We start from the raw sequence: 20,390 nt of genomic DNA, 5'->3' as shown, positions 1-20,390 counted from the left end.
CGAGGGTGAGCAGTCACCCCTTGGCGCCCCGACGCCCTCCGCCAGCCGACCGGCGAAAGGGCGGGACAGCTCAGCCGATGAGTCGGCTCAGTCCTCGTCGGCATCTGGATCGGGTGCCGACGAGCGATCAGTATCAGCCAAATCTGTAGAAGGTAACGGCATTCCATACGACATCGATAGTTCCCGGGGCATCAACAGCATCAACAGCACCGATAGCTCTGACAGCACCGGCAGCACCGGCAGCACTGAAAACACCGGCAGCACCGCGAGTAAGGACCTCCCCGGCAGTAGTGGGAGCACCGGTGGTACCGGCGGCCCCAGTGGTTCCGGCCCGTTCCATCTCTCCGAACGGGCTCCCAACTCCACCCCACCACTCCGGCCGCGCGGACCCGTCGCGCCCTCCACCCCGCCACTGCACGCCCCCCAACCCCCCGAGCCCGCCGCACCGCATCGAACGGAGCAGCCCGCTGGGCCCGGTCAGCCCCAGCCGCCCAGCACGCCCCCGGTAGCGGCGCACCCGACTGAGCCGCCATCGCTACCGCGCCCCCGTGCGCCCTGGGAACCTCCCCTCCCTGAGTCCCATCCGCCACCCCCCGTCCATCCGCCCGTTCCAGCGATGGAGCCCCCACCGGCGGAACCACCCCAACCCCCGGCTCCCCAACCGCCCCAGGCGCCACCTCGGACGCCGCCGTCCGACGCCCCGCAGCGACCCGCTGTGCCACCCGCCTTCGCCAGGCCTCCCGGTCCGGGAGCCACCGGCCCTTCGCGACCCCGTACCGGATATGTCGGTGACCGTCCGCCGACCTACGACCCCGAGCCCACCACGCTCCCCGTCGCCACCCCCGAGGGTCTCGGCCAGCTCATCGCCGACACGGTTCTGGACGGCGCCCGCTACGGCTCGTACACCCTGCGGGCGGCGTCCGTACGAGGGGACTCCGCGCGCTATCGGGGCGAGGCGAGGCGTGATGCACTGCTGACGGCCCGATTCGGTACGGGCATGGCGGCCCTGGTGCTCGTTGCGGTCGCCAGTGGTGCCAGGGGGGTCGACGGTTCGTACCGTGCCGCCTCCGACGCCTGTCGCTGGATCGGCGGAGCCGTGGGCCGGAGTCACGCTCGGCTCTCGGAGGACATCAGGGCGGGGCGTCGCGGCGCTCTCAAGTCCGGACTGCACCGGCTCACCGACCGCAGCATGGGCAAGTTGCGGGCCACTGCCCTGGAGGCCGGGGCCGAGCCCGATGAGTACACCGTGGGGCTGCGCTGCCTTCTGCTCTCCGCCGATCCCGAATGCCGTACCAGGGTGTACTTCGGCGTTGGTCCCGGTGGCCTCTTCCGGCTTCGGGAGGGCGTCTGGCAGGACATCGAGCCGGTGCTCCCCGGCCCGGAGGCCACCGTGGGCGGTCCGGTACTCGGCTACGGTTCGACGGTTCCCGCACGGTCGCAGGGGCAGGCTCCGTCTGCGGACGAGCCGTCCGAGACGCCGAGCGGTGATCGGCTCACGATGGATCTGGGAATTCCGACGCCGCCGGCGCCCTTTGTGGAGGCACCGCCACCGCCCCCGGCCGAACCCTTCCGGTTCCGTGCGTCCGTGGCCCGTCCCGGAGACACTCTGCTGCTCTGTAGTCCTGGCTTCGCCGAGCCGCTCCGGTCGGAGCCCGCCTGCTCGGGTGAGTTGGCTTCCCGCTGGGCGGCACCCGCGGAGCCGCCCGGCCTTGCGGCCTTTCTCGCCGACGTCCAAATCCGGGTGAAGGGCTATGCGGACGACCGTACGGCCATCGCCGTCTGGGAGACCTGAGGGGCCGGGCGGGCGTACCCGCGGACAGACGTCACTGAGAGGCGGAACTGCGTCAGCCATGGGTTGATGGACCTTGAGGGCCGTCAAAGCCGTAGAGAGGTGCTCATCCCATGGCCAAGCAGAACGTGGCGGAGCAGTTCGTCGACATTCTTGTGCGCGCTGGTGTGCAGCGGCTGTATGGAGTGGTTGGAGACAGCCTCAATCCCGTCGTCGACGCCATCCGCCGCAACTCCGCCATCGACTGGGTCCAGGTCAGGCACGAGGAGACAGCGGCGTTCGCGGCCGGTGCCGAAGCCCAGATCACCGGCAAGCTCGCGGCGTGCGCCGGTTCCTGCGGACCCGGCAATCTCCATCTGATCAACGGTCTGTATGACGCCCACCGCTCGATGGCCCCGGTGCTCGCCCTGGCCTCGCAGATTCCCTCCAGTGAGATCGGGCTCGGCTACTTCCAGGAGACCCACCCCGACCAGTTGTTCCGGGAGTGTTCCCACTACAGCGAGTTGATCTCCAACCCCCAGCAGATGCCACGGTTGCTCCAGACCGCGATTCAGCACGCGGTCGGTCGCAGCGGCGTCAGTGTGGTCTCCCTGCCGGGAGACATCGCCTCGCAGACCGCTCCGGAGAAGACCATGGAGCATGCGCTGGTCACCTCACGGCCCACGGTGCGGCCCGGGGACACCGAGATCGACAAGCTGATCCGAATGATCGACGAGGCCGATCGGGTGACCCTCTTCTGCGGCAGCGGCACCGCGGGTGCCCATGCCGAGGTGATGGAGTTCGCCGAGCGGGTGAAGTCCCCGGTGGGGCACGCCCTGCGGGGAAAGGAATGGATTCAGTACGACAATCCATACGATGTCGGAATGAGCGGGCTGCTCGGCTACGGCGCGGCCTATGAGGCCACCCATGAGTGCGATCTGCTGATCCTCTTGGGGACGGACTTCCCGTACCAGGCGTTTCTGCCGGACGATGTGAAGATCGTCCAGGTGGATGTGCGTCCTGAGCACCTTGGCCGTCGCTCCAAACTCGATCTCGCCGTCTGGGGAGATGTACGGGAGACACTGCGTTGTCTGATCCCACGGGTACGAGCCAAGTCGGACCGCAGGTTTCTCGACAAGATGCTGAAGAAGCACGCGGATGCGCTGGAAGGCGTGATCAAGGCCTACACCCGCAAGGTGGAGAAGCACATTCCGATCCACCCCGAGTACGTTGCCTCCGTCCTCGATGACATGGCCGACGACGACGCCGTGTTCACCGTTGACACCGGGATGTGCAATGTGTGGGCGGCCCGCTATCTCTCCCCCAACGGGCAGCGGCGAATCATCGGCTCCTTCAGCCACGGTTCGATGGCGAACGCGCTGCCCCAGGCGATCGGTGCCCAGTTCATCGACCGGGATCGCCAGGTCATCTCGATGTCCGGCGACGGCGGATTCTCCATGCTGATGGGGGACTTCCTCACCCTCGTCCAGTACGACCTGCCGGTGAAGGTGGTGCTCTTCAACAACTCCTCCCTGGGAATGGTGGAGTTGGAGATGCTGGTAGCGGGACTGCCCGCCTACGGAACAACCAATGTCAACCCGGATTTCTCGGCGATCGCCCGGGCAGCAGGTGCCTACGGGGTACGCGTGGAGAAGCCGAAACAGCTCGAGGGTGCGCTCAAGGCAGCCTTCAAACACAAGGGCCCGGCGCTGGTGGATGTGGTGACCGACCCCAACGCCCTCTCCATCCCGCCGAAGATCAGTGCGGACATGGTGACCGGATTCGCCCTCTCCGCCAGCAAGATGGTGCTCGATGGCGGGGTGGGACGGATGGTGCAGATGGCCCGTTCCAATCTGCGCAATGTGCCCAGGCCGTGAAAGGACGAGTCCAATAGCGGGAAGAGGGATAACGGTCCCCTCCCGCAAAGGGCGTAGTGAGCATCAGTCTGCTGTACGACGCGCCTCGCTCACGGCGAGCGGTTGCCCGTCCGGAATGCGTGGTGCCCTCCCGCAGAGGGCAATGCTCTCCGTGTGAGCGTTCGGTGCAAGGAGTCGTGACATGGGTCCGACGTGCGGGTGGGGTTGATGACTGGGAGCCAGGGAGGGGCCGGGCCCGGAGCGGAACGGGGCAGCGGGCAGGGTCGACGAGAGGGAGAGCTCGAACGTCGGGCGAGCGAAGTGCGCGGGGAACACGGGGGGCAGCACATGTACGGAGGAAACCGAGCACCAACGGACCGGGTCAGGCCATCCGAGGTGGCGACACCGCCACCACAGCCACCCGACACCCCGCCAGTGGGGCAACAGACACCGCACCAGCCACCCATACCGCAGCTGGACCGACCACCGCGGCGGATAGGGGAGTCACCCCCGCCAGGGCCGACACATGCGGCACAGCGAGATGGGTTCCTCCGTCGGAGGCTGGGATGCACCGAACTCAGGGCAGTCCCTGAAGTACGCCGGTTCATCCGCGAGTTGCTGCGGGAGTGGGACGAGGGCCAAGCGCACCACGGGCCAGGTCAGGGCCTCGGCGGACCCGGCGCCGGTGGCGGTGCCGAAGCCCTGGAGAACGACAGGGCCGACACGGTGGGCTCGGCAGAACTACTGGCCAGCGAGCTGGTGACCAACGCGCTGATCCACACGGATCACGGCGCCGTCGTCACGGTCACGGTTCTCTCCGCGACCCTGCGCGTGGAGGTAAGGGACTTCATGGCCGGGTTGCCGCTCCCCGACCAGCCGTCGCCCGGGTCCAGCCCCTACTTCCCCCGTGGCAGCGAAACCTTCGCGTCGGTGCCGGCGATCGAAGACCTCTCCCCGCATGGTAGAGGGCTGTTGCTGGTTCGGGAGCTCGCTGACTCGTGGGGCGTGCGGACGCAGAGCGCGGGCAAGGTCATCTGGTTCGAACTACGCAAAGGCCGGCCTGAGTAGTCTCAGACCGGCCTTCGGTGCTGCCTTCGGACGGGTGGTGCCGCTCGGCGTTCAGCTAGCCGAACTGCTGCTCCAGATCCTTGAGTTTGCGCTCCAAGGAGTCCAGACGAGGGAGTGTCTGGGTGTCATCCTCAGCGGTGAGGTCAACCCTGATGGGCTCAGACCCGAGGGTCGAACTGGCGGACTGGAGAGAGTGCCGAGAACGAAGAGGCAGCTGTCCAGATCCTATGGCAGGCTCCGCGACGGGTTTCGAATCCGGCGCTCCGGTCAGCGCTTGCGCCGATCCGCCCGAAGCACCGGAGTTGAGGGCCGGCAGGTCCGGGTCCTGAAGGACGCGGCCCCGGCCCCAGGCGCGGTGCTGCCGGTTGAGAGCCTTTATCCGCGCTCGGTCCAGCTTCTGCTGGTCCCGGCTGCGGGTACGGCTCTCCTTCTTCGCCTGACGGTCCTCGCGGACTTCCTCGACCGCCTCATCGAGGGTGCGGACACCCTCAAGAAGCATCAGCGACCAGGCGTTGAAGGTCTCGCGCGGAGCGCGCAGCCAGCGGACGACACGGATCTGCGGCAGCGGACGGGGCACCAGGCCCTGCTCACGCAGTGCGGCTCGACGGGTCTGCTTCAGCGCGCGGTCGAAGAGGACGGCCGCCGACAGTGACATTCCGGCGAAGAACTGGGGCGCACCGTCGTGGCCCAGGCCGCGCGGTGCGTGAACCCAGTTGAACCAGGCTGCCGCACCCGCGAACGTCCACACGAGAAGTCGGGAGCCGAGGGCGGCGTCACCGTGGCTGGCCTCACGGACGGCGAGCACGGAGCAGAACATCGCCGCGCCGTCGAGACCGAAGGGGACCAGGTACTCCCAGCCACCGGTGAGGTTCAGATTCTGTCGGCCGAAGCCGACCAGGCCGTGGAAGGAGAGTGCTGCGGCAACCGCCGCGCAGCAGAAGAGGAGTACGTAGGAAGCAGTGCCGTATATGGCTTCCTTGCGCCTTCGGCGCTCCTCACTGCGCTCCCAGGAGTCTTCCACCTGGGGCTTGGCGGCGGCTTTCTTGCCGCGTGCGAGCACTGCGACCGCCACCAGGACTCCCACGACCATCACGCCGCCGGGAAGCAGCCAGGTAAGCGATATGTCTCTCATGTGTTGGTGTCCCTTGCATCTGCATCGCGGTAGGGCGTTTCGGCCGCCATAGTGACCGAAGTCCTGGCGATCCCAGGGGGTTTCGTGGCAAGAGAACGCCAATGGGGCCATACGGCATACGGATAGGTGCGTTTTGCTCGAACTGACGCGCGGTCAGAGTGAGGTGCGTACGATTTATATCACCCGGAAGGGGGGCGTGACATCCATAGTGTGACGACTACGGAGCACCGTGACTGACGTGTGATCAGTCGCCTGGAAGCAGCCTTGCGATCCGAGCCGTGTCACAGGTACGCGGGCAGGTGACACAGGTGTCGTCAGGTCGCAGAGTATAGAAGAGACAGCAACTCGCGCGGTCCCTGGTGGGGAGTTGCTCCCCCGCGGGGCCGGTCAGCAGCCGAAAGCCCGGGGACCCCACATAGGGCTTGGAGGTGCCCGGCAGCAGAAGCGCCAACTCGTCCATGGCGCGCTGCTCCTCGCCCAGCCGGTTCCCGATGTACCAGAGCCCTTCGACGACTTCGTCGGTCGCCATGCCCCAGAGCGCCCGCTTGCCCCGGCGCATCCGGGGGCCGAAGCCTTCCAGCAGCGGCTCGATGTGCTCGGCGACGGCGGCCCTCAACTCGGCCCGCAGCGCCTCCTCGTCCGATACCACCCGGGCCCCTGGCAGCCGGGCCGCGGGATCTCCCGGCAGACAGGCGAACTCCGTCACCCGAACGGTCATCTGCCCCAGCGTCCGCTGGAGGCAGACGTTCTCGATGGGCACCCGGGGAACGCGCCGCCGAAGGAACCAGGGGACCGTGAAGAGCAGGCAGGCGGGCCAGGCGTAGCGGTGCAGCCCGAAGCTGGCGATCACATCGGGACGTGCTTCCTCGCCGTAGTCACGCAGCACCTGGGCGCTGTCCCAAGCGAGAAAGGCGTCGAGCGCGGCCCCGCCGCCTGCCAGTTCATGAGCACTGACCCAGCCGCCGCCCGAGGGGGTCTGCTCGCCCGGCTTCAGTTCCCGTATCCGCAGGGTGGGATAGACCTCGCCCAGACGCGCATAGGTGTCTTCGAAAGGTGAGGCCAGCGAGGGCACCAGGGCCGGAAAGGTCATGCCGGGGACCACCGAATCGCGATCGTTAGCAGGTTAGCCTTACCTTACCCGACGTGATCGATGTTTGAACTGGAGTCCAGTCCGCCTATCGTGCACTCAGGGCCCGAGAGACGCCAGTCGGGCTCCGAAGCCAGCTGGAGGAGGACCCGAGTGGAGCAGGCCCCAGCATGCGCGACCGCCCGGCCGCGGCCCTCCACGGGGGCGGAGGAGTCGGCGCCACGCGCCTTCGCGGCCGGCACGGACGAATCCCGCGACGCCACGGCGGAACAGTCGGCTCGGTCCGTTTCGGAGCGTGCCCGCGGGGAGCACACCCACGGCGAGCCATCACCCCGTGACGGTGCCGCGCCGGGCGCCGACCAGCCCGTCCGGCAGGCCGCCGTTGCCCGGCACTCGTACCAGACGTCCCCCCGGGCCCCCCAGGGCGGCCACCGCCCCTTCGATACTGACGGACAGCCCACGCGCCGCGGCCCGACGGGCCCGGACGACACACATCCGGACGGGCTTGCCGGCCTTCTGGTGCCTGCCGCGCGAACGCCGCTGGAGATGGGGCCGCGAACCGTCCAGCGCCACTCGGTCCGCGGCCAGATACTCCAAGCCCTACGCACGGCCCTGGTCGAAGGAGACCTCACTCCCGGCGAGGTCTACTCCGCCCCGGTGCTCGCTGAGCGCTTCGGTGTCTCCGCCACCCCTGTTCGCGAGGCCATGCAGCGACTGGCCAGCGAAGGCGCGGTTGAGGTCGTCCCCAACCGAGGGTTTCGCATCACCGTCCGCACCCCCCGCGAACTGGCCGAACTCGCCGAGGTACGCGCCCTGATCGAGGTCCCGGTCATGCTTCAGCTGGCTCGCACCATCCCCACCGCCCACTGGGCGGAGCTGCGCCCACTGGCTGAGGCCACCGCGGCGGCCGCAGCCGTCGGGGACCGCGCACGCTACGCCGAGTCGGATCGAGCCTTCCACCGGGCGCTGCTCTCGCTTTCCGGCAACGACCAGCTGGTGAGTGTCGCCGAAGACCTCCACCGCCGTTCCCAGTGGCCCCTCACCGGTGCTCCCAGGACTCGCCGCGCCGAGCTGGTCGCCGATGCCGCGGATCACATGGCGCTGCTGGAGGCCCTGGCGGCCCAGGATCTGTCGGTCGTACGCACCCTGGTGCGCGAGCACTTCACCGGCTCGAAAAGCTGACGGGAGGGCTTCTTCACCCTGGGTTCCCGCTCATCGCTGCTTCACTAGCGCTCTGTTCGGTCATGCCGCCGATCGCGCACGACGTCCGTCCTTGACGAGGGGAGTAGCCCATGGCTGATCAACCCGGAAGGCCCTTTCTCTATGTCGTCGTCTGCGCGGCGGGGAACGCCGGGGATGTGGGTGAGTTGATCACCGCGGCACAGCGGCGCGCCTGGGAGGTGGGGGTGATCGCCACACCGCAGGGGCTCGGCTTCATCGACCAGCTCGCCATCGAGGCGCAGACGGGCTATCCGATTCGGTCCGCCTGGCGGCGACCCGGCGAGCCGCGTCCGCTACCGCCCGCGGACGCCATCGTCGTGGCGCCGGCGACCTTCAACACGATCAACAAGTGGGCGGCCGGGATCTCCGACACGCTGGCGCTGGGCATTCTGTGTGAGGCATACGGTTCGGGAGTCCCCGTCGTCGTACTGCCCCATCTCAACGAGGCCCAGGCGGCCCACCCCGCGTACTCCCAGAGCCTGCAACGGCTCAGGGACATGGGTGTGTTGATCGATGACCGGCAGCCCTCGCCGCCGAACGCCGGTGGTGGCGCATTCCATTGGGAGCGGGCCTGGGAACTGCTGGCAACCGCGTTCCCCCGGTAGCCGCCTGACGGCGTCGGGGGCAGGAGACCGGCACTGGCGGTGCCTGGTCACCCGCGGCGGCGCTGGTTCATCGGGCGGCGAGAACACCCGAGCCCGGTCAGGAAGCGCGCCCCACAACCGCTGTTGCCGCCATCCGGCACCGCGCTGATCAGGGGTGAGGCCCACCTTGGGGAGCTGCCGACACCAGAGCGAAGCGGGTGTCGCCGAAAGGTCACCGCACGGGGATGAGTTGCCCTCGGTGTGTTGCACGGGAGGGGCTGCCGCGATCCGACCCTCCGCGTTGATCCGCGCCGAGGGGGCGGATCGCCAGGGGCGGGGAGGGCCCGGCGGCGGATGCCGATGGGAGACCGGAGGCCGGCACGGTGGAGGAGACCGGGCTCAAGGCCGAACTCCTCGCCCCTGCACGCCGTTTCACCACCCATCGCTTCACCACGGCCCGGTGTGACCGACCCTTGGGGTCTGACCCCTTGGGGCAGACCCGATGGGGTCGTCCGTCCACAGTCTCTCGACGGGCTCGGGAAAGGGCGAGCTCGGCCCGCCACCGCCGTGTCGGGGCGCGCGCCCTTCAGCGCTCCCCGGTTGCCCTCACGCGGCCGGCTCCGGCTGGCTGGGAGGCTTTGCCGCCGCGGACTGGGGAGCACTGGCCTTCTCCGTGGTGGCCTTTGGCTTTCCGGTCTTCCGGGCCGCGGCTTGATGCGTTCCCTGCTGGCGGGCCGCGGTCTTCGACGCGGCCGGAAGAGCCGCGGGCCCCGCGGCGCCGCTCGACGGCGCTGGCAGCGTCTGCGGTGCCACGGAGGCGGTCAGTCCGCTGGCCAGCCAGATCGGGACCCCGCCCAGCAGCCGGAAGAGTCGGCGGGCCTCGGCCCGTAGCCGGCTGGCTTCCGGTTCTGGCTCGCAGTCGGCGAGCCCGGCCAGTGCCGGGGCCGTACCGATGAGATAGCCCAGTTCGACGCGGATGCGCAGCGACTCGGAGAATCCGAGCCGGGCCTCGGCCAACTCGCCGTCGCGCAGGGCGAGTCCGGCTTGCTGGTGCCAGGTGAAGGAGAGCAGGAGCAAGTCGCCCTGCGCGCTCGCTCCGTCGTGCGCACGGCGGTAGGCGGCCCGCGCCGACTGGGGCGCCTTCGCGATGTGCTCGGCGACCAACCCCCGACGGAAGTCAAGCAGGGGCCTGCGGGGCGAGGTGGGGGCGAGGAGGGCAGCCGCCCGCCCCAGGGCGGAGCGGGCCTCATCGGCCCGGTCGCGCACCTTGAGAAGGGTCGCGGCATAGGCCAGTCTGCCTCGCTCGCACGCGGCCCCGCCGCGCTCCTCGTCATCCTGTGCCACGGCTTCAGCCGTGCGCAGTGCGTCTTCCGCGTCGGCCCATCCGTCGCCGGTGAACAGGCAGCGCTCGACCAGTAGTCCGGCCCGGTCCAGGGCCGCCGCCGCGTTGCCCGCGTGTGGTGCGAGCAGGGCCGCCGCGTCGGTCCAACAACCGCGCGAGCGCAGCCGCCACACCGCGGTCTGGAGGGGGTCTTCACCCGCGGTTGTTCCGGAACCAGACATGGCGGTATGCGCCACTATGCCCTCCCCGAGCACGCCATTGAGCTGTTGAGTAGATGGCATCTCAGCATGGATAGGGTTGCCTGGCCAAGGGTTCTGGTGAATTGTTTCACAATCCCTTGTCCGCTGATGGGGTTGTGCTGACTCAAGCGGTGGCGGAGATCGCCGGGGTGAGTCCGCCCGGTTTCCATGGCGAGCGAGTGGATCTCGCCATCGCCAGAAGGTGTGGAGCGACAGTGAATTGGCCAACTGCCCTCTGCGCCGGATCGGTGGCATCGACAGCCTGGAGCCTTGGGGGAGGGTAAGGGCGGATGGGCGTCGACCCTGCGCGGAGTTCGCCCCATCGGCGGTGGTGGCGGGCTGACGCGCCCGTCGGGGCCATGGCCGATGGCGAACCGTTGCGCTGGCGGCCCTGCTGCTGCGAGGTTGAGGTTTGCCCGCTAATGGCGGCCTCTGCGGCGGTTGGGTCAGCGCCGGAACTCGGATGCTGGTGGAGCCTTCGGGTGTGCCGTCGAGCTCGGCCGAGTCGCTCGGCTGTCCACACGGAGAGGATCACGAGTTGCGCCACCTCGGCTGGAAAGGGCCACCGGGGCTGAGTGCCATTTCCGGTCAGCTGAGCCTGAGGGGGCGGCTGAGGATTTTGAGAGGGGAAGGATTGGCCAACGGGATCCCGCACAGCCCGTTCTGGTCCGACCTGACTCCTGTCGCCGCCGCAAGAAGCCGACAGGCGCGCCAGGGAACCGATGGGCGTTCCCAAGAACCGATGGGGGAGGGGAGGGCCTACGGAGCCCCGGCCCCAGCGCCCTATCCCGCGGAGCCCGCTCGGCCCGACTCCGAGCGGGCTCCGAGTAACCGTCGTCTCGGCGGAGGTTCCCGCAGGGTGGCGCCACAGCATCAGTTGCCGTGCCCGGCCGTCGACCTTCGCTGTCGGCTCCCGGACTGCTGGGCTCCTGGTGCGCGGTCGGGTCGGCTAGCTCATCCGCAGTGCCAGGAAGAAGTCCAACTTGTCTTCAAGGCGGGCCAGATCGCGGCCGGTGAGCTGCTCGATCCGCCCCACCCGGTAGCGCAGGGTGTTCACATGAAGATGCAGCCGGGTGGCGCAGCGCGTCCATGATCCGTCCGATTCCAGGAACGCCTCCAGCGTCGGAATCAGCTCCGCCCGGTGCCGCTGGTCGTACTCCCGTAGCGGATCGAGCAGGCGTGCCGTGAACGCTCTGCGGACGTCGTCCGGCACAAAGGGGAGCAGCAGTACATGGGACGCCAGTTCATGGTGGCCCGCCGCGCACACCCGGCCGGGCCTGGCCGCCGCCACCCGGCGGGCATGCCGGGCCTCTTCCAGCGCCCCGCGTAGCCCCTCCGCCGAGCTGACGGGTGCGCTGACCCCGAGGGTGAGGCGGCCGTCGTCGCCGAGTCCCGCCGACAGCGGCTGTCTCACCGTGCTCAGCAGGGTCTCCGCGTTCAGCCCCTGCCGTGCAGCGCCCGTGGCCGGGTCGTCGGAGGGTGACACCGCGGGCAGCGGCACCAGGGCGATGGCCTCCTGCCCGGCGTGGGCGACGGCGATCCGGTCCGATGAGTCAGGACCCGAGGTGGAGGGGTCCACCAGGATCTCCTCCAACACGGACTGGGCGACCGGCCCCGCCTCGATGCCTTCGGAGCCCGGGCCCCAGTCCACCCGTGCCACCACGACCTGCCAATGGGGTGCCGCGCCGAGCCCGGGCAGCAGCACCGGGGCCGCCACCCGCAGCCGGGCCGCGATCTCGGCCGGGGCGGCACCCGTCTGGACCAGCTCCAGGATTTCCTGGGCGAGCCTTCGGCGTACCGCGCGCGCCGCTTCACGGCGATCTCGCTCGACGGCGATCAGCTGGGTCACCCCCTGCAGCAGATCGAGCCGAGCGGCCGGCCAGTCCGCGGCATCGGCCTCGACCGCCAGGAGCCAGTCGGACAGGACGCTCTCCCGGGTATCGGGACTGTCCGATCCCTCTCCGCGACCCGTGGCGCCAATGGGGAAGAGGGAGTACGTGGTGGAGTGCACGGTCGCGCGGTACGGGCCGCGCCGCCCGCTGCGGACGGCGGCCAGGTGTTCGCCCGCCAGCGTGGTGCCCACCGATGCCGGCAGCTCACCGCCGGCGACCCGGCGGCCGGTGGGGGAGAGCACCCAGGCCGGCAGATCCAGATCGGAGCCGAGGAGATCGAGGACGACTTCGGGGCCGCCGCCCGCCGGCCCGGAGGTCATCAATCTGCGGTGCCGGTCGACGACCGCGGCGAGATCCCCGGCCCGCTGGCCGGAAACCTGCCGTACGACGTACTCGGTGATCGTCGCGAAGGCCACGGACTCGTTGACCGCGAACAGCGGCAGCCGATGGCGGGCGCAGGCGGCTACCAGATCGTCGGGGATATCGCCCAGCTCCGCCTCGCCAGCGGCCAAAGCGGCGACCTGGGCAGCCGCCAGGATACGGACGAACGGCTCGGTGTCCTGCGCGGAGTGCCGCCACGCCAGTCCCGTGAGCACCAGCTCGCCACCTGAGAGATAGCGGCTCGGGTCCCGAAGATCGGTGGTCATCACCCCGCGTACGCCGCGGTCCAGCTCATCCCCGCCACTGAGCAGCCGCAGCCCCAGCGCATCGTTGTCCAGCAGTGCGCGCAGCCGCATCTGGTCGCCGCCGATCCATCTCGTGGTCACTTGTTCTCAGCTCTCCACCAGCCGGGTGCCTTGGCCTCACACCAGCCGGGCCGCACACCATCAGCACCGGGGAAGAGCGGGTCCGGTACTGGGGAAGAGCGGGTTGTGCCCTGATGACGGTGATCACCGGGCTCGCCTTTCGTTCGAATCTACAAGACTCAAGGGCCGGCCAGCCAACTCCTTCATGGTTTCGGTGACTGCACCGCATGGAGCACGCGCTTGTGTACTGAGGTCACGCCATGTGAACACCAAAGAGGGAGAACCGGCCGCTGAACGCCCGCCGCGCACCTGCTGGACCGGCGACCGTAGGACCAGAATCTGTCGCAGTCGGCAGATGCATCCGGTAGACGATCGGAAGAGAGCCGTTTTCATGGACTTCCTCCGCCCCGCCAGCTGGGAGGACGCGCTCGCCGCCAAGGCGGAGCACCCCTCCGCGGTGCCCATCGCGGGCGGCACCGACGTCATGGTCGAGATCAACTTCGACCATCGCAGACCCGAGTACCTCATGGATCTCACCCGCATCGGGGAGCTCGGTGAGTGGGAGGTCGGCGAGAGCACCGTACGGCTCGGCGCCTCCGTTCCCTACGCGCAGATCATGGAGCACCTTCGCGCTGAGCTCCCCGCGCTCGCGCTCGCCTCCCACACCGTGGCCTCACCCCAGATCCGCAACCGCGGCGGAGTCGGCGGCAACCTCGGCACCGCATCCCCGGCCGGTGACGCCCACCCGGCCCTGCTCGCGGCGGGCGCCGAGGTCGAAGCCGACTCGGTCCGCGGCACCCGCCGCATCCCCATCGACGCCTTCTACACGGGCGTCAAACGCAATGCCCTCGCCACCGATGAGCTGATCAGAGCCATCCACATCCAAAAGGCGGACGGACCGCAGCAGTTCTCCAAGGTCGGCACCCGCAATGCCATGGTGATCGCGGTCTGCGCCTTCTCGCTGGCCCTCCACCCCCGAAGCCGTACGGTCCGCACGGGCATCGGATCGGCCGCTCCCACACCCGTCCGGGCGACGACCGCGGAGGAGTTCCTGACCGCCGCGCTCGACGAAGGCGGGTTCTGGGACAGCGGACGGTCCATCCCCGCGTCGATCGTCCGGCAGTTCTCCGAACTCGCCTCCGGTGCCTGCAACCCCATCGACGATGTCCGCGGCACCGCGGCCTATCGCCGCCACGCGGTGGGGGTGCTGGCTCGGCGCACTCTGGGCTGGACCTGGCAGTCGTACCGCGGCCATGAGAGGAGTAACCCGTGCGGGTGAACTTCAGTGTCAACGGACGTCCCCAGCAGGCCGACGATGTGTGGGAGGGCGAGAGCCTGCTCTTCGTACTGCGCGAGCGGTTGGGGCTGCCCGGTTCCAAGAACGCCTGTGAGCAGGGCGAATGCGGGTCCTGCACGGTCCGGCTTGACGGAGTGCCGGTCTGCTCCTGCCTGGTCGCCGCGGGGCAGGCGGAGGGACGGGACGTCATCACCGTCGAAGGGCTCGCCGACTTCGCCCGACAGCGCGCGGGTGCGGCGGCCTCCCCGGGCACTCCGCAGGAGTCCGCGGGGACCTCCCTCCAAGAGGCCCGGCGCTGGACCCCGGACGGTCTCCCGGCCGCCGACCGGCAGCCGGCCTCCGTTGGCCCGGGGACCTCGGCCAGGTCGCCGGTCGTTGAGGGCGATCCGCTCGCACCCATCCAGCGGGCCTTCATCGACGCCGGCGCGGTCCAGTGCGGCTTCTGCACCCCGGGGCTGCTGGTCGCCGCCGACGATCTACTGGAACGCCATGCCGAGCCGTCCGACGGAGACATCCGCGAGGCGCTCTCCGGCAACCTCTGCCGCTGCACCGGCTACGAGAAGATCCTTGACGCCGTTCGGCTGGCCGCGGCCCGCCAGCTGCCACGCGAAGGGACGGTGGGACGGCCATGACCACCATCGGCACCGCCACCGGCCTCACCCAAGGCACCCGGACCAAGGGCGGCATCGGCGAGTCCACCCTCCGTCCCGATGGAACCCTCAAGGTCACCGGAGAGTTCGCCTACGCCTCCGACCTCTGGCACGAGGACATGCTCTGGGGGCACACCCTGCGCTCCACGGTCGCCCACGCAGACATCCGATCCATCGACATCGGCGAAGCGCTGGCCATCCCGGGTGTCCATGCCGTCCTCACCTACGCGGACCTTCCCACGGACACCCGCCACTACGGTCTGGAGATCCAGGACACCCCGGTCCTCGCCCACGGCAAGGTGCGCTACCACGGGGAGCCGGTCGCGATCATCGCCGCCGACCACCCCGAGACCGCCCGTCGGGCCGCCGCGAAGATCCTGGTCGACTACGCCGAGCTGCCGCTGATCACGGACGAGTCCTCCGCCACCGCCCCTGACGCGGTGCTCGTCCACGACAACCGTCAGGACCACCACAGCGCCCGGGTCCCCCACCCCAACATCGTCCACCGTCAACCGATCGTCCGCGGTGACGCCGCAACGGCGGCGGAACGCGCTGACGTGATCGTCCGCGGTGAGTATGTCTTCGGCATGCAGGACCAGGCCTTCCTCGGACCCGAGTCCGGACTGGCGATCCCCAGCGACGACGGGGGAGTGGAACTGCATGTGGCCACCCAGTGGCTGCACGCCGATCGCCGGCAGATGGCGCCCGTGCTCGGACTGCCCGAGGCGAAGGTGCGGATGACGCTCTCCGGTGTCGGGGGTGCGTTCGGCGGTCGGGAAGACCTCTCGATGCAGATCCACGCCTGTCTGCTCGCCCTGCACACCGGCAGGCCGGTGAAGATGGTCTACAACCGCTTCGAGTCGTTCTTCGGCCATGTCCACCGCCATCCGGCCAAGCTCAGCTACGAGCACGGCGCCACCAGGGACGGCAGGCTCACCCATGTGAAGTGCAGAATCGTCCTGGACGGTGGGGCGTACGCCTCCTCGTCCCCCGCGGTCGTGGGCAACGCGGCCTCGCTGGGCATCGGGCCGTACGTGGTGGACGATGTCGACATCGAGGTCATCGCCCTCTACACCAACAACCCGCCCTGTGGGGCGATGCGCGGCTTCGGGGCCGTCCAGGCCTGTTTCGCCTATGAGGCCCAAATGGATCGGGTGGCGGCCGGACTCGGCCTTGATCCGGTGGAGTTTCGGCAGCTCAACGCCATGGAACAGGGCTCGCTGATGCCCACGGGCCAGCGCGTTGAGTCACCGGCGCCGGTCGCCGAACTACTGCGACGGATCAAGGCCCGTCCGCTACCGCCCGAACGGCAGTGGGAGGTCGCCGGCGCGGCGGCCGATGTGCGGGCCCTGCCCGGTGGGCTCTCCAACACCACCCATGGTGAGGACGTCGTGCGCGGGGTCGGCTATGCGGTCGGCATCAAGAACGTGGGTTTCTCCGAAGGCTTCGACGACTACTCCACCGCTCGGGTACGGATGGAGGCCATCGCCGGGGAACCGGTCGTCACCGTGCACACCGCGATGGCCGAGGTCGGCCAGGGCGGGGTCACCGTCCACGCGCAGATCGCCCGTACCGAACTGGGCGTCGCGCGGGTCACCATCGCACCCGCGGACACCCGGGTCGGCTCGGCCGGCTCGACCTCCGCCTCCCGGCAGACCTATGTCACCGGTGGTGCGATCCGGCACGCCTGCGAGAACGTACGCGGTCAGCTGCTGGAACTGGGCCGCCGGAAGTTCGGCTCCTACCATCCCGCGTGGGCCACCGCGGAACTGGTGCTCGAAGGCGGCAGAGTGGTCACCGACGGTGGTGAGGTGCTGGCCGAACTGGTCGATGTCCTGGGCGGCGAGACGATCGAGGCGGAGTTGGAGTGGCGGCACCGGCCCACCGAGGCCTTCGACCCGGTGACCGGCCAGGGCAACGGCCATCTTCAGTACTCCTTCGCCGCCCACCGCGCGGTCGTCGAGGTCGACACCGCGCTCGGTCTGGTGAAGGTGGTCGAACTCGCCTGTGCGCAGGACGTCGGCAAAGCGCTCAACCCGCTCTCCGTCGTCGGCCAGATCCAGGGCGGTACCACCCAGGGCCTCGGGATCGCGGTGATGGAGGAGATCATCGTCGATCCGGTGACCGCGAAGGTGCGCAATCCATCCTTCACGGACTATCTGATCCCCACGATCCTCGACACCCCGACCATCCCCGTCGATATGTTGGAGCTCGCCGACGACCGTGCGCCCTACGGGTTGCGGGGTGTTGGTGAGGCTCCCACCCTCTCCTCGACCCCGGCAGTGCTCGCGGCCATTCGAGAGGCGACCGGTCTGGCCCTCAACAGGGTGCCGGTGCGGCCCGAGCATCTCACCGGCACCACCACCAGCACCAACGCCGGCGGCTGACGGGCGGCCACTCCCCACCGGCCCATCGCGCGGAGATACCGCCCGGATACCGCCCGGAGACGGCGCCCAGGCATTTCGTTCAGGCATTTCGTTCAGGCACGGAGCTCGACCAGGAGGAGGCCGCCATGCTGGACATCGCCGAGGATCTCAACCGGTGGGTCGAGCAGGGCCGTGCCTTCGCCGTGGCCACCGTGGTGTCGGTCAGTGGCAGCGCCCCGCGCCTCCCGGGCGCGGCCCTCGCGGTGGACACCGAGGGGACCGCCATCGGCTCGGTGTCCGGTGGGTGTGTCGAAGCGGCGGTGTACGAACTGTGCCGAGCGGCCAACGACGACGGCCAGACCCTGCGCGAGCGCTTCGGCTACAGCGACGCGGACGCCTTCGCCGTGGGGCTGTCCTGCGGTGGGGTGATCGACGTCCTGATCACCCCGGTACGCCCCAGGGACCCGGCCCGTCCGTCCACCGGGCCCGACCAGGACGCCCTGACAGGCGTCGTTCGAGCAGCGCTTTCCGCGGCCGTGCGGGGGGAGTCCGCCGCCCTCGCCCGGGTTGCCGAAGGGCCCGCACCGCTGCTGGGCCAAGGGTTGCTGGTACGACCGGCGGGTGAGTACGAGGGAACCCTCGGCGGCCCTCGCGCACTGGACATCGCGGCGGCCAGGGAGGCAGCCGCCCTGCTTGACGCGGGCCGCACGGGCACGGTCGACATCGGTACGGACGGCAGCCGTTGCGGCAGCCCCATCCGGCTTCTTGTGGAGTCCAGCGTTCCAGCGCCCCGCATGATCGTGTTCGGGGCGGTCGACTTCGCCGCGGCACTGGTACGGATGGGAAAGTTCCTGGGCTACCACGTCACCCTCTGCGATGCCCGGCCGGTCTTCGCCACTCAGGCGCGCTTTCCCGAGGCGGACGAGATCGTCGTCGACTGGCCCCATCGCTACCTCGCGGATACCCGCACCGACTCCCGTACCGTCCTGTGCGTGCTCACCCATGACGCCAAGTTCGACCTCCCCCTGCTGAAGAGCGCACTGCGGCTCCCCGTCGCCTACGTCGGTGCGATGGGCTCCCGTCGGACCCATGAGGACCGTGTCCGGAGCCTGCGCGAGGCCGGGTTGACCGAGCGGGAACGCGGCAGACTGCGCAGCCCGATCGGATTGGACCTCGGCGCACGCACCCCGGAAGAGACCGCACTGTCCATCGCCGCGGAGATCGTGGCGAGTCGCCGTGGCGGCAGCGGGGTGCCACTGACGGGTGGCGCGATCCCCATCCACCACGAGAACTCCCCGCCCCATCAGGGCCAGGCGTCGGATGAGGGGCGGTTCGGCTCGGTGGCCTGAGTACGCCCATAAGCACAGCGGCAACCACTTCTGCCCCAAGGGTGACCAGGTAGCTCATCGTTCCCACCGCTGGGTGTCAGGACCCCCACCGCTGTTGTGACGTGCCCTTGATCGAGCCCGGTCGCGCGGCTGCGGACCATGGCCGACCCTGGGGCCGACCACCCCCTTCCGTGGGACTATCGCCCTGTCCCTGCGGGGCTGTCGCTCCGTCCCGATGCCCATGCGCACGGGGTACGGCGAACGAAAAGGGGAGCATGACGAACAGCTTGGGGCGTGGAGCCATGGCCATCGGCGTGAGCGCGCTGCTCGCGTCGGTCCTGGGGTGCGGCCGGGATGCGGAGTCCCCGCCGATCTGGACCGAGCCGAAGGCGTTGAACTCGCTGACTCGGTCATGGGTCGGCGGTACCGCGACCGAGGTACTACTGATCCAGATCACTCAGGACGGCGCCGAGCTCACCGGAACGCTCAACTCGACCGAGTTGAAGGCAAGCTCCCGACTCGACGTGGACCAGGCGGCGTTCACCGGAACCACCCGGAGCGGATCGATCACCCTGACCTTCGCCGCGGGCCTGGGCATCCAGCAGTCCATCTCGGGAACCGTGTCCGAGGATTCGATGGTTTTGAACGTACCGAATCGCTCCGGCAGCATGGAGTCGTACGCGCTCAAGCCCGGATCGATCGAGCAGTACAACACCCGTGTCGCCGACCTTCAGGCACAGGCCGACAGTACGGGTGGCAACGCCTGACAGTGCCTTCCGTCCGATCCGTCCGATCCGTCCGATCCGTCCGATCCGTCCGGCAAGGGCGCCTCCCGGCGAATCCCGGGAGGTAGGTCAAGCGACCCGCTGCCCGGGGATGGTGGGTCCCGTACCTCTGCCAAGCCAGGGCGGGGTGGCCACCCCGACGCCGTCGGGGTGCCGCGGGCGGGGAGGAGGGAGACGCAGATGTGTCCGGCGCTCCTCGCCCGGCGCGGTCACGGGCAGCTGTCTCAGCGCTTCGCCACCCTCTCAGCTTCCGTCGGGAAGACTGTCGCCCGTCGCTCCCTTCGCTAGGGGCCAGGCCCGTTGCCACAGGCGCTGATCACGAGCCACCGCGTAGAGGGCCGCGACTTCGGCGGGGGAGAGCCGAGGCGGTTGCCCCATCAGCAGGGCGCCGATGGTTTCACCGTGCACGGCTTCGACATCGCCCAACGTCGCCACAACGGTCAGGTCCGCCGCGGCGACGAACGCCAGGATGCCCGGGCGGGCCATCGGCGCACCAGGACGCCTCAGCGCGGCGGCCGGGCACCAGGGGCCCTTCACCCAAGCCGGCGGGCAACCAGCAGACGGCAGTGGGGGCTGCCATCTGATCGTCGCCCCAGCTCCTCCAGCGGGCTGAGCTCCACCGAGAACCCGGCGCGCAGCAGCTCCTCGCGTACCTCGTGAAGCCGGAAGGTGCGGTAGTACATCACAAAGGAGGGACGCCACAGCAGATTGCGCACCCGCATCGCCGTATCAAAGGCGAACAGGGACCAGTACGTCCGTGAACCGACCGGGGGCGGGGCCGGGAGGGGGAAGGCGAACACTCCACCAGGGCGTAGGGCCCGGTGGATCTGGGCGAAGAGATTGGGTCGCTCCGCGGGGAGGAAGTGGCCGAACGCGCCAAAGCTCACCGCGAGATCGAAGGCCGCGACGAAGGGCAGGTCTCGGGCGTCCGCCCGCACCCAGGCCAGCTGTGGCCCATCCGAACGCCGAGGTACGGATGCCCTGGCCGTGGCGAGCATTCCCGCACTGAAGTCAACGCCGGTGACCTGC

Annotated in this window: 16 protein-coding genes and 1 pseudogene; 10 read left to right on the top strand and 7 right to left on the bottom strand. The window is 69.4% G+C overall.

The features are described from left to right. Nucleotides 1–87: 87 nt before the first annotated feature. A complete protein-coding gene (locus NBG84_RS40965; protein WP_250917731.1) occupies nucleotides 88–255 on the bottom strand; it encodes a hypothetical protein in 168 nt (55 codons plus the stop codon). Between NBG84_RS40965 and NBG84_RS01390 the strand changes: the two genes are divergently transcribed. From NBG84_RS01390 to NBG84_RS01380, 3 genes are all read left to right on the top strand, one after another. Then, on the top strand, nucleotides 191–1,792 hold the full coding sequence (locus tag NBG84_RS01390; RefSeq protein ID WP_250917716.1) for a protein phosphatase 2C domain-containing protein: 1,602 nt from the start codon (nucleotides 191–193) through the stop codon (nucleotides 1,790–1,792). The genes NBG84_RS40965 and NBG84_RS01390 overlap by 65 nt on opposite strands. 110 nt (nucleotides 1,793–1,902) lie before the next feature. After that, the gene (locus tag NBG84_RS01385; protein WP_250917339.1) at nucleotides 1,903–3,645 is read left to right on the top strand and encodes a pyruvate dehydrogenase; all 1,743 of its coding nucleotides are present in this window, start codon (nucleotides 1,903–1,905) and stop codon (nucleotides 3,643–3,645) included. Nucleotides 3,646–4,119: 474 nt separating this feature from the next. Next, nucleotides 4,120–4,692 (top strand): ATP-binding protein, encoded by a 573-nt coding sequence (locus tag NBG84_RS01380; RefSeq protein ID WP_250917715.1) that lies wholly within the window; start codon nucleotides 4,120–4,122, stop codon nucleotides 4,690–4,692. Nucleotides 4,693–4,747: 55 nt separating this feature from the next. On the opposite strand, the gene NBG84_RS01375 is transcribed toward NBG84_RS01380, so the two are convergent. Both NBG84_RS01375 and NBG84_RS01370 read right to left on the bottom strand, forming a co-directional pair. Further along, entirely contained in the window at nucleotides 4,748–5,824 is a 1,077-nt protein-coding gene (locus NBG84_RS01375) for a DUF2637 domain-containing protein (protein WP_250917338.1), read from the bottom strand. Nucleotides 5,825–6,068: 244 nt separating this feature from the next. Then, entirely contained in the window at nucleotides 6,069–6,914 is an 846-nt protein-coding gene (locus NBG84_RS01370) for a (2Fe-2S)-binding protein (protein WP_250917337.1), read from the bottom strand. Nucleotides 6,915–7,457: 543 nt separating this feature from the next. On the opposite strand from NBG84_RS01370, the gene NBG84_RS01365 reads away from it, so the two are divergent. Both NBG84_RS01365 and NBG84_RS01360 read left to right on the top strand, forming a co-directional pair. After that, nucleotides 7,458–8,093: a GntR family transcriptional regulator gene (locus NBG84_RS01365; RefSeq protein WP_250917714.1), complete on the top strand. Its 636-nt coding sequence runs from the start codon at nucleotides 7,458–7,460 to the stop codon at nucleotides 8,091–8,093. A gap of 110 nt (nucleotides 8,094–8,203) precedes the next feature. Further along, the gene (locus NBG84_RS01360; RefSeq protein WP_250917336.1) at nucleotides 8,204–8,737 is read left to right on the top strand and encodes a flavoprotein; all 534 of its coding nucleotides are present in this window, start codon (nucleotides 8,204–8,206) and stop codon (nucleotides 8,735–8,737) included. A gap of 765 nt (nucleotides 8,738–9,502) precedes the next feature. Here the strand turns inward: NBG84_RS01360 and NBG84_RS01355 are convergent. After that, nucleotides 9,503–10,294 (bottom strand): annotated as a pseudogene (locus NBG84_RS01355) (hypothetical protein); the annotation flags it as partial. Between the two features lie 952 nt (nucleotides 10,295–11,246). Continuing rightward, nucleotides 11,247–12,926, bottom strand: coding sequence for a PucR family transcriptional regulator (locus tag NBG84_RS01350; RefSeq protein WP_250917713.1), 1,680 nt, complete (start codon nucleotides 12,924–12,926; stop codon nucleotides 11,247–11,249). A gap of 400 nt (nucleotides 12,927–13,326) precedes the next feature. On the opposite strand from NBG84_RS01350, the gene NBG84_RS01345 reads away from it, so the two are divergent. The 5 genes from NBG84_RS01345 (at nucleotide 13,327) to NBG84_RS01325 (ending at nucleotide 19,343) form a co-directional block, all read left to right on the top strand. After that, nucleotides 13,327–14,214: an FAD binding domain-containing protein gene (locus NBG84_RS01345; protein ID WP_250917335.1), complete on the top strand. Its 888-nt coding sequence runs from the start codon at nucleotides 13,327–13,329 to the stop codon at nucleotides 14,212–14,214. Then, on the top strand, nucleotides 14,205–14,864 hold the full coding sequence (locus tag NBG84_RS01340; protein WP_250917334.1) for a (2Fe-2S)-binding protein: 660 nt from the start codon (nucleotides 14,205–14,207) through the stop codon (nucleotides 14,862–14,864). Before NBG84_RS01345 ends, NBG84_RS01340 begins: the two co-directional genes overlap by 10 nt. Continuing rightward, a complete protein-coding gene (gene pucD / locus NBG84_RS01335) occupies nucleotides 14,861–17,269 on the top strand; it encodes a xanthine dehydrogenase subunit D (RefSeq protein WP_250917333.1) in 2,409 nt (802 codons plus the stop codon). Before NBG84_RS01340 ends, pucD begins: the two co-directional genes overlap by 4 nt. Nucleotides 17,270–17,394: 125 nt before the next feature. Further along, the gene (locus NBG84_RS01330; RefSeq protein WP_250917332.1) at nucleotides 17,395–18,597 is read left to right on the top strand and encodes an XdhC family protein; all 1,203 of its coding nucleotides are present in this window, start codon (nucleotides 17,395–17,397) and stop codon (nucleotides 18,595–18,597) included. Between the two features lie 254 nt (nucleotides 18,598–18,851). Continuing rightward, a complete protein-coding gene (locus tag NBG84_RS01325) occupies nucleotides 18,852–19,343 on the top strand; it encodes a hypothetical protein (RefSeq protein WP_250917331.1) in 492 nt (163 codons plus the stop codon). Between the two features lie 261 nt (nucleotides 19,344–19,604). Here the strand turns inward: NBG84_RS01325 and NBG84_RS01320 are convergent, their stop codons facing one another. Both NBG84_RS01320 and NBG84_RS01315 read right to left on the bottom strand, forming a co-directional pair. Next, on the bottom strand, nucleotides 19,605–19,847 hold the full coding sequence (locus NBG84_RS01320) for a hypothetical protein (protein WP_250917330.1): 243 nt from the start codon (nucleotides 19,845–19,847) through the stop codon (nucleotides 19,605–19,607). A 47-nt stretch (nucleotides 19,848–19,894) separates the two neighbouring features. Beyond that, nucleotides 19,895–20,390, bottom strand: a 496-nt coding sequence (locus NBG84_RS01315; RefSeq protein ID WP_250917329.1) for a class I SAM-dependent methyltransferase, incomplete at its 5' end; no start/stop codon positions are given.

The sequence above is a fragment of the Streptomyces albipurpureus genome, assembly GCF_023701525.1.
Taxonomy (GTDB): domain Bacteria; phylum Actinomycetota; class Actinomycetes; order Streptomycetales; family Streptomycetaceae; genus Streptomyces; species Streptomyces albipurpureus.
This window is presented reverse-complemented; position numbering and strand designations above follow the sequence as displayed.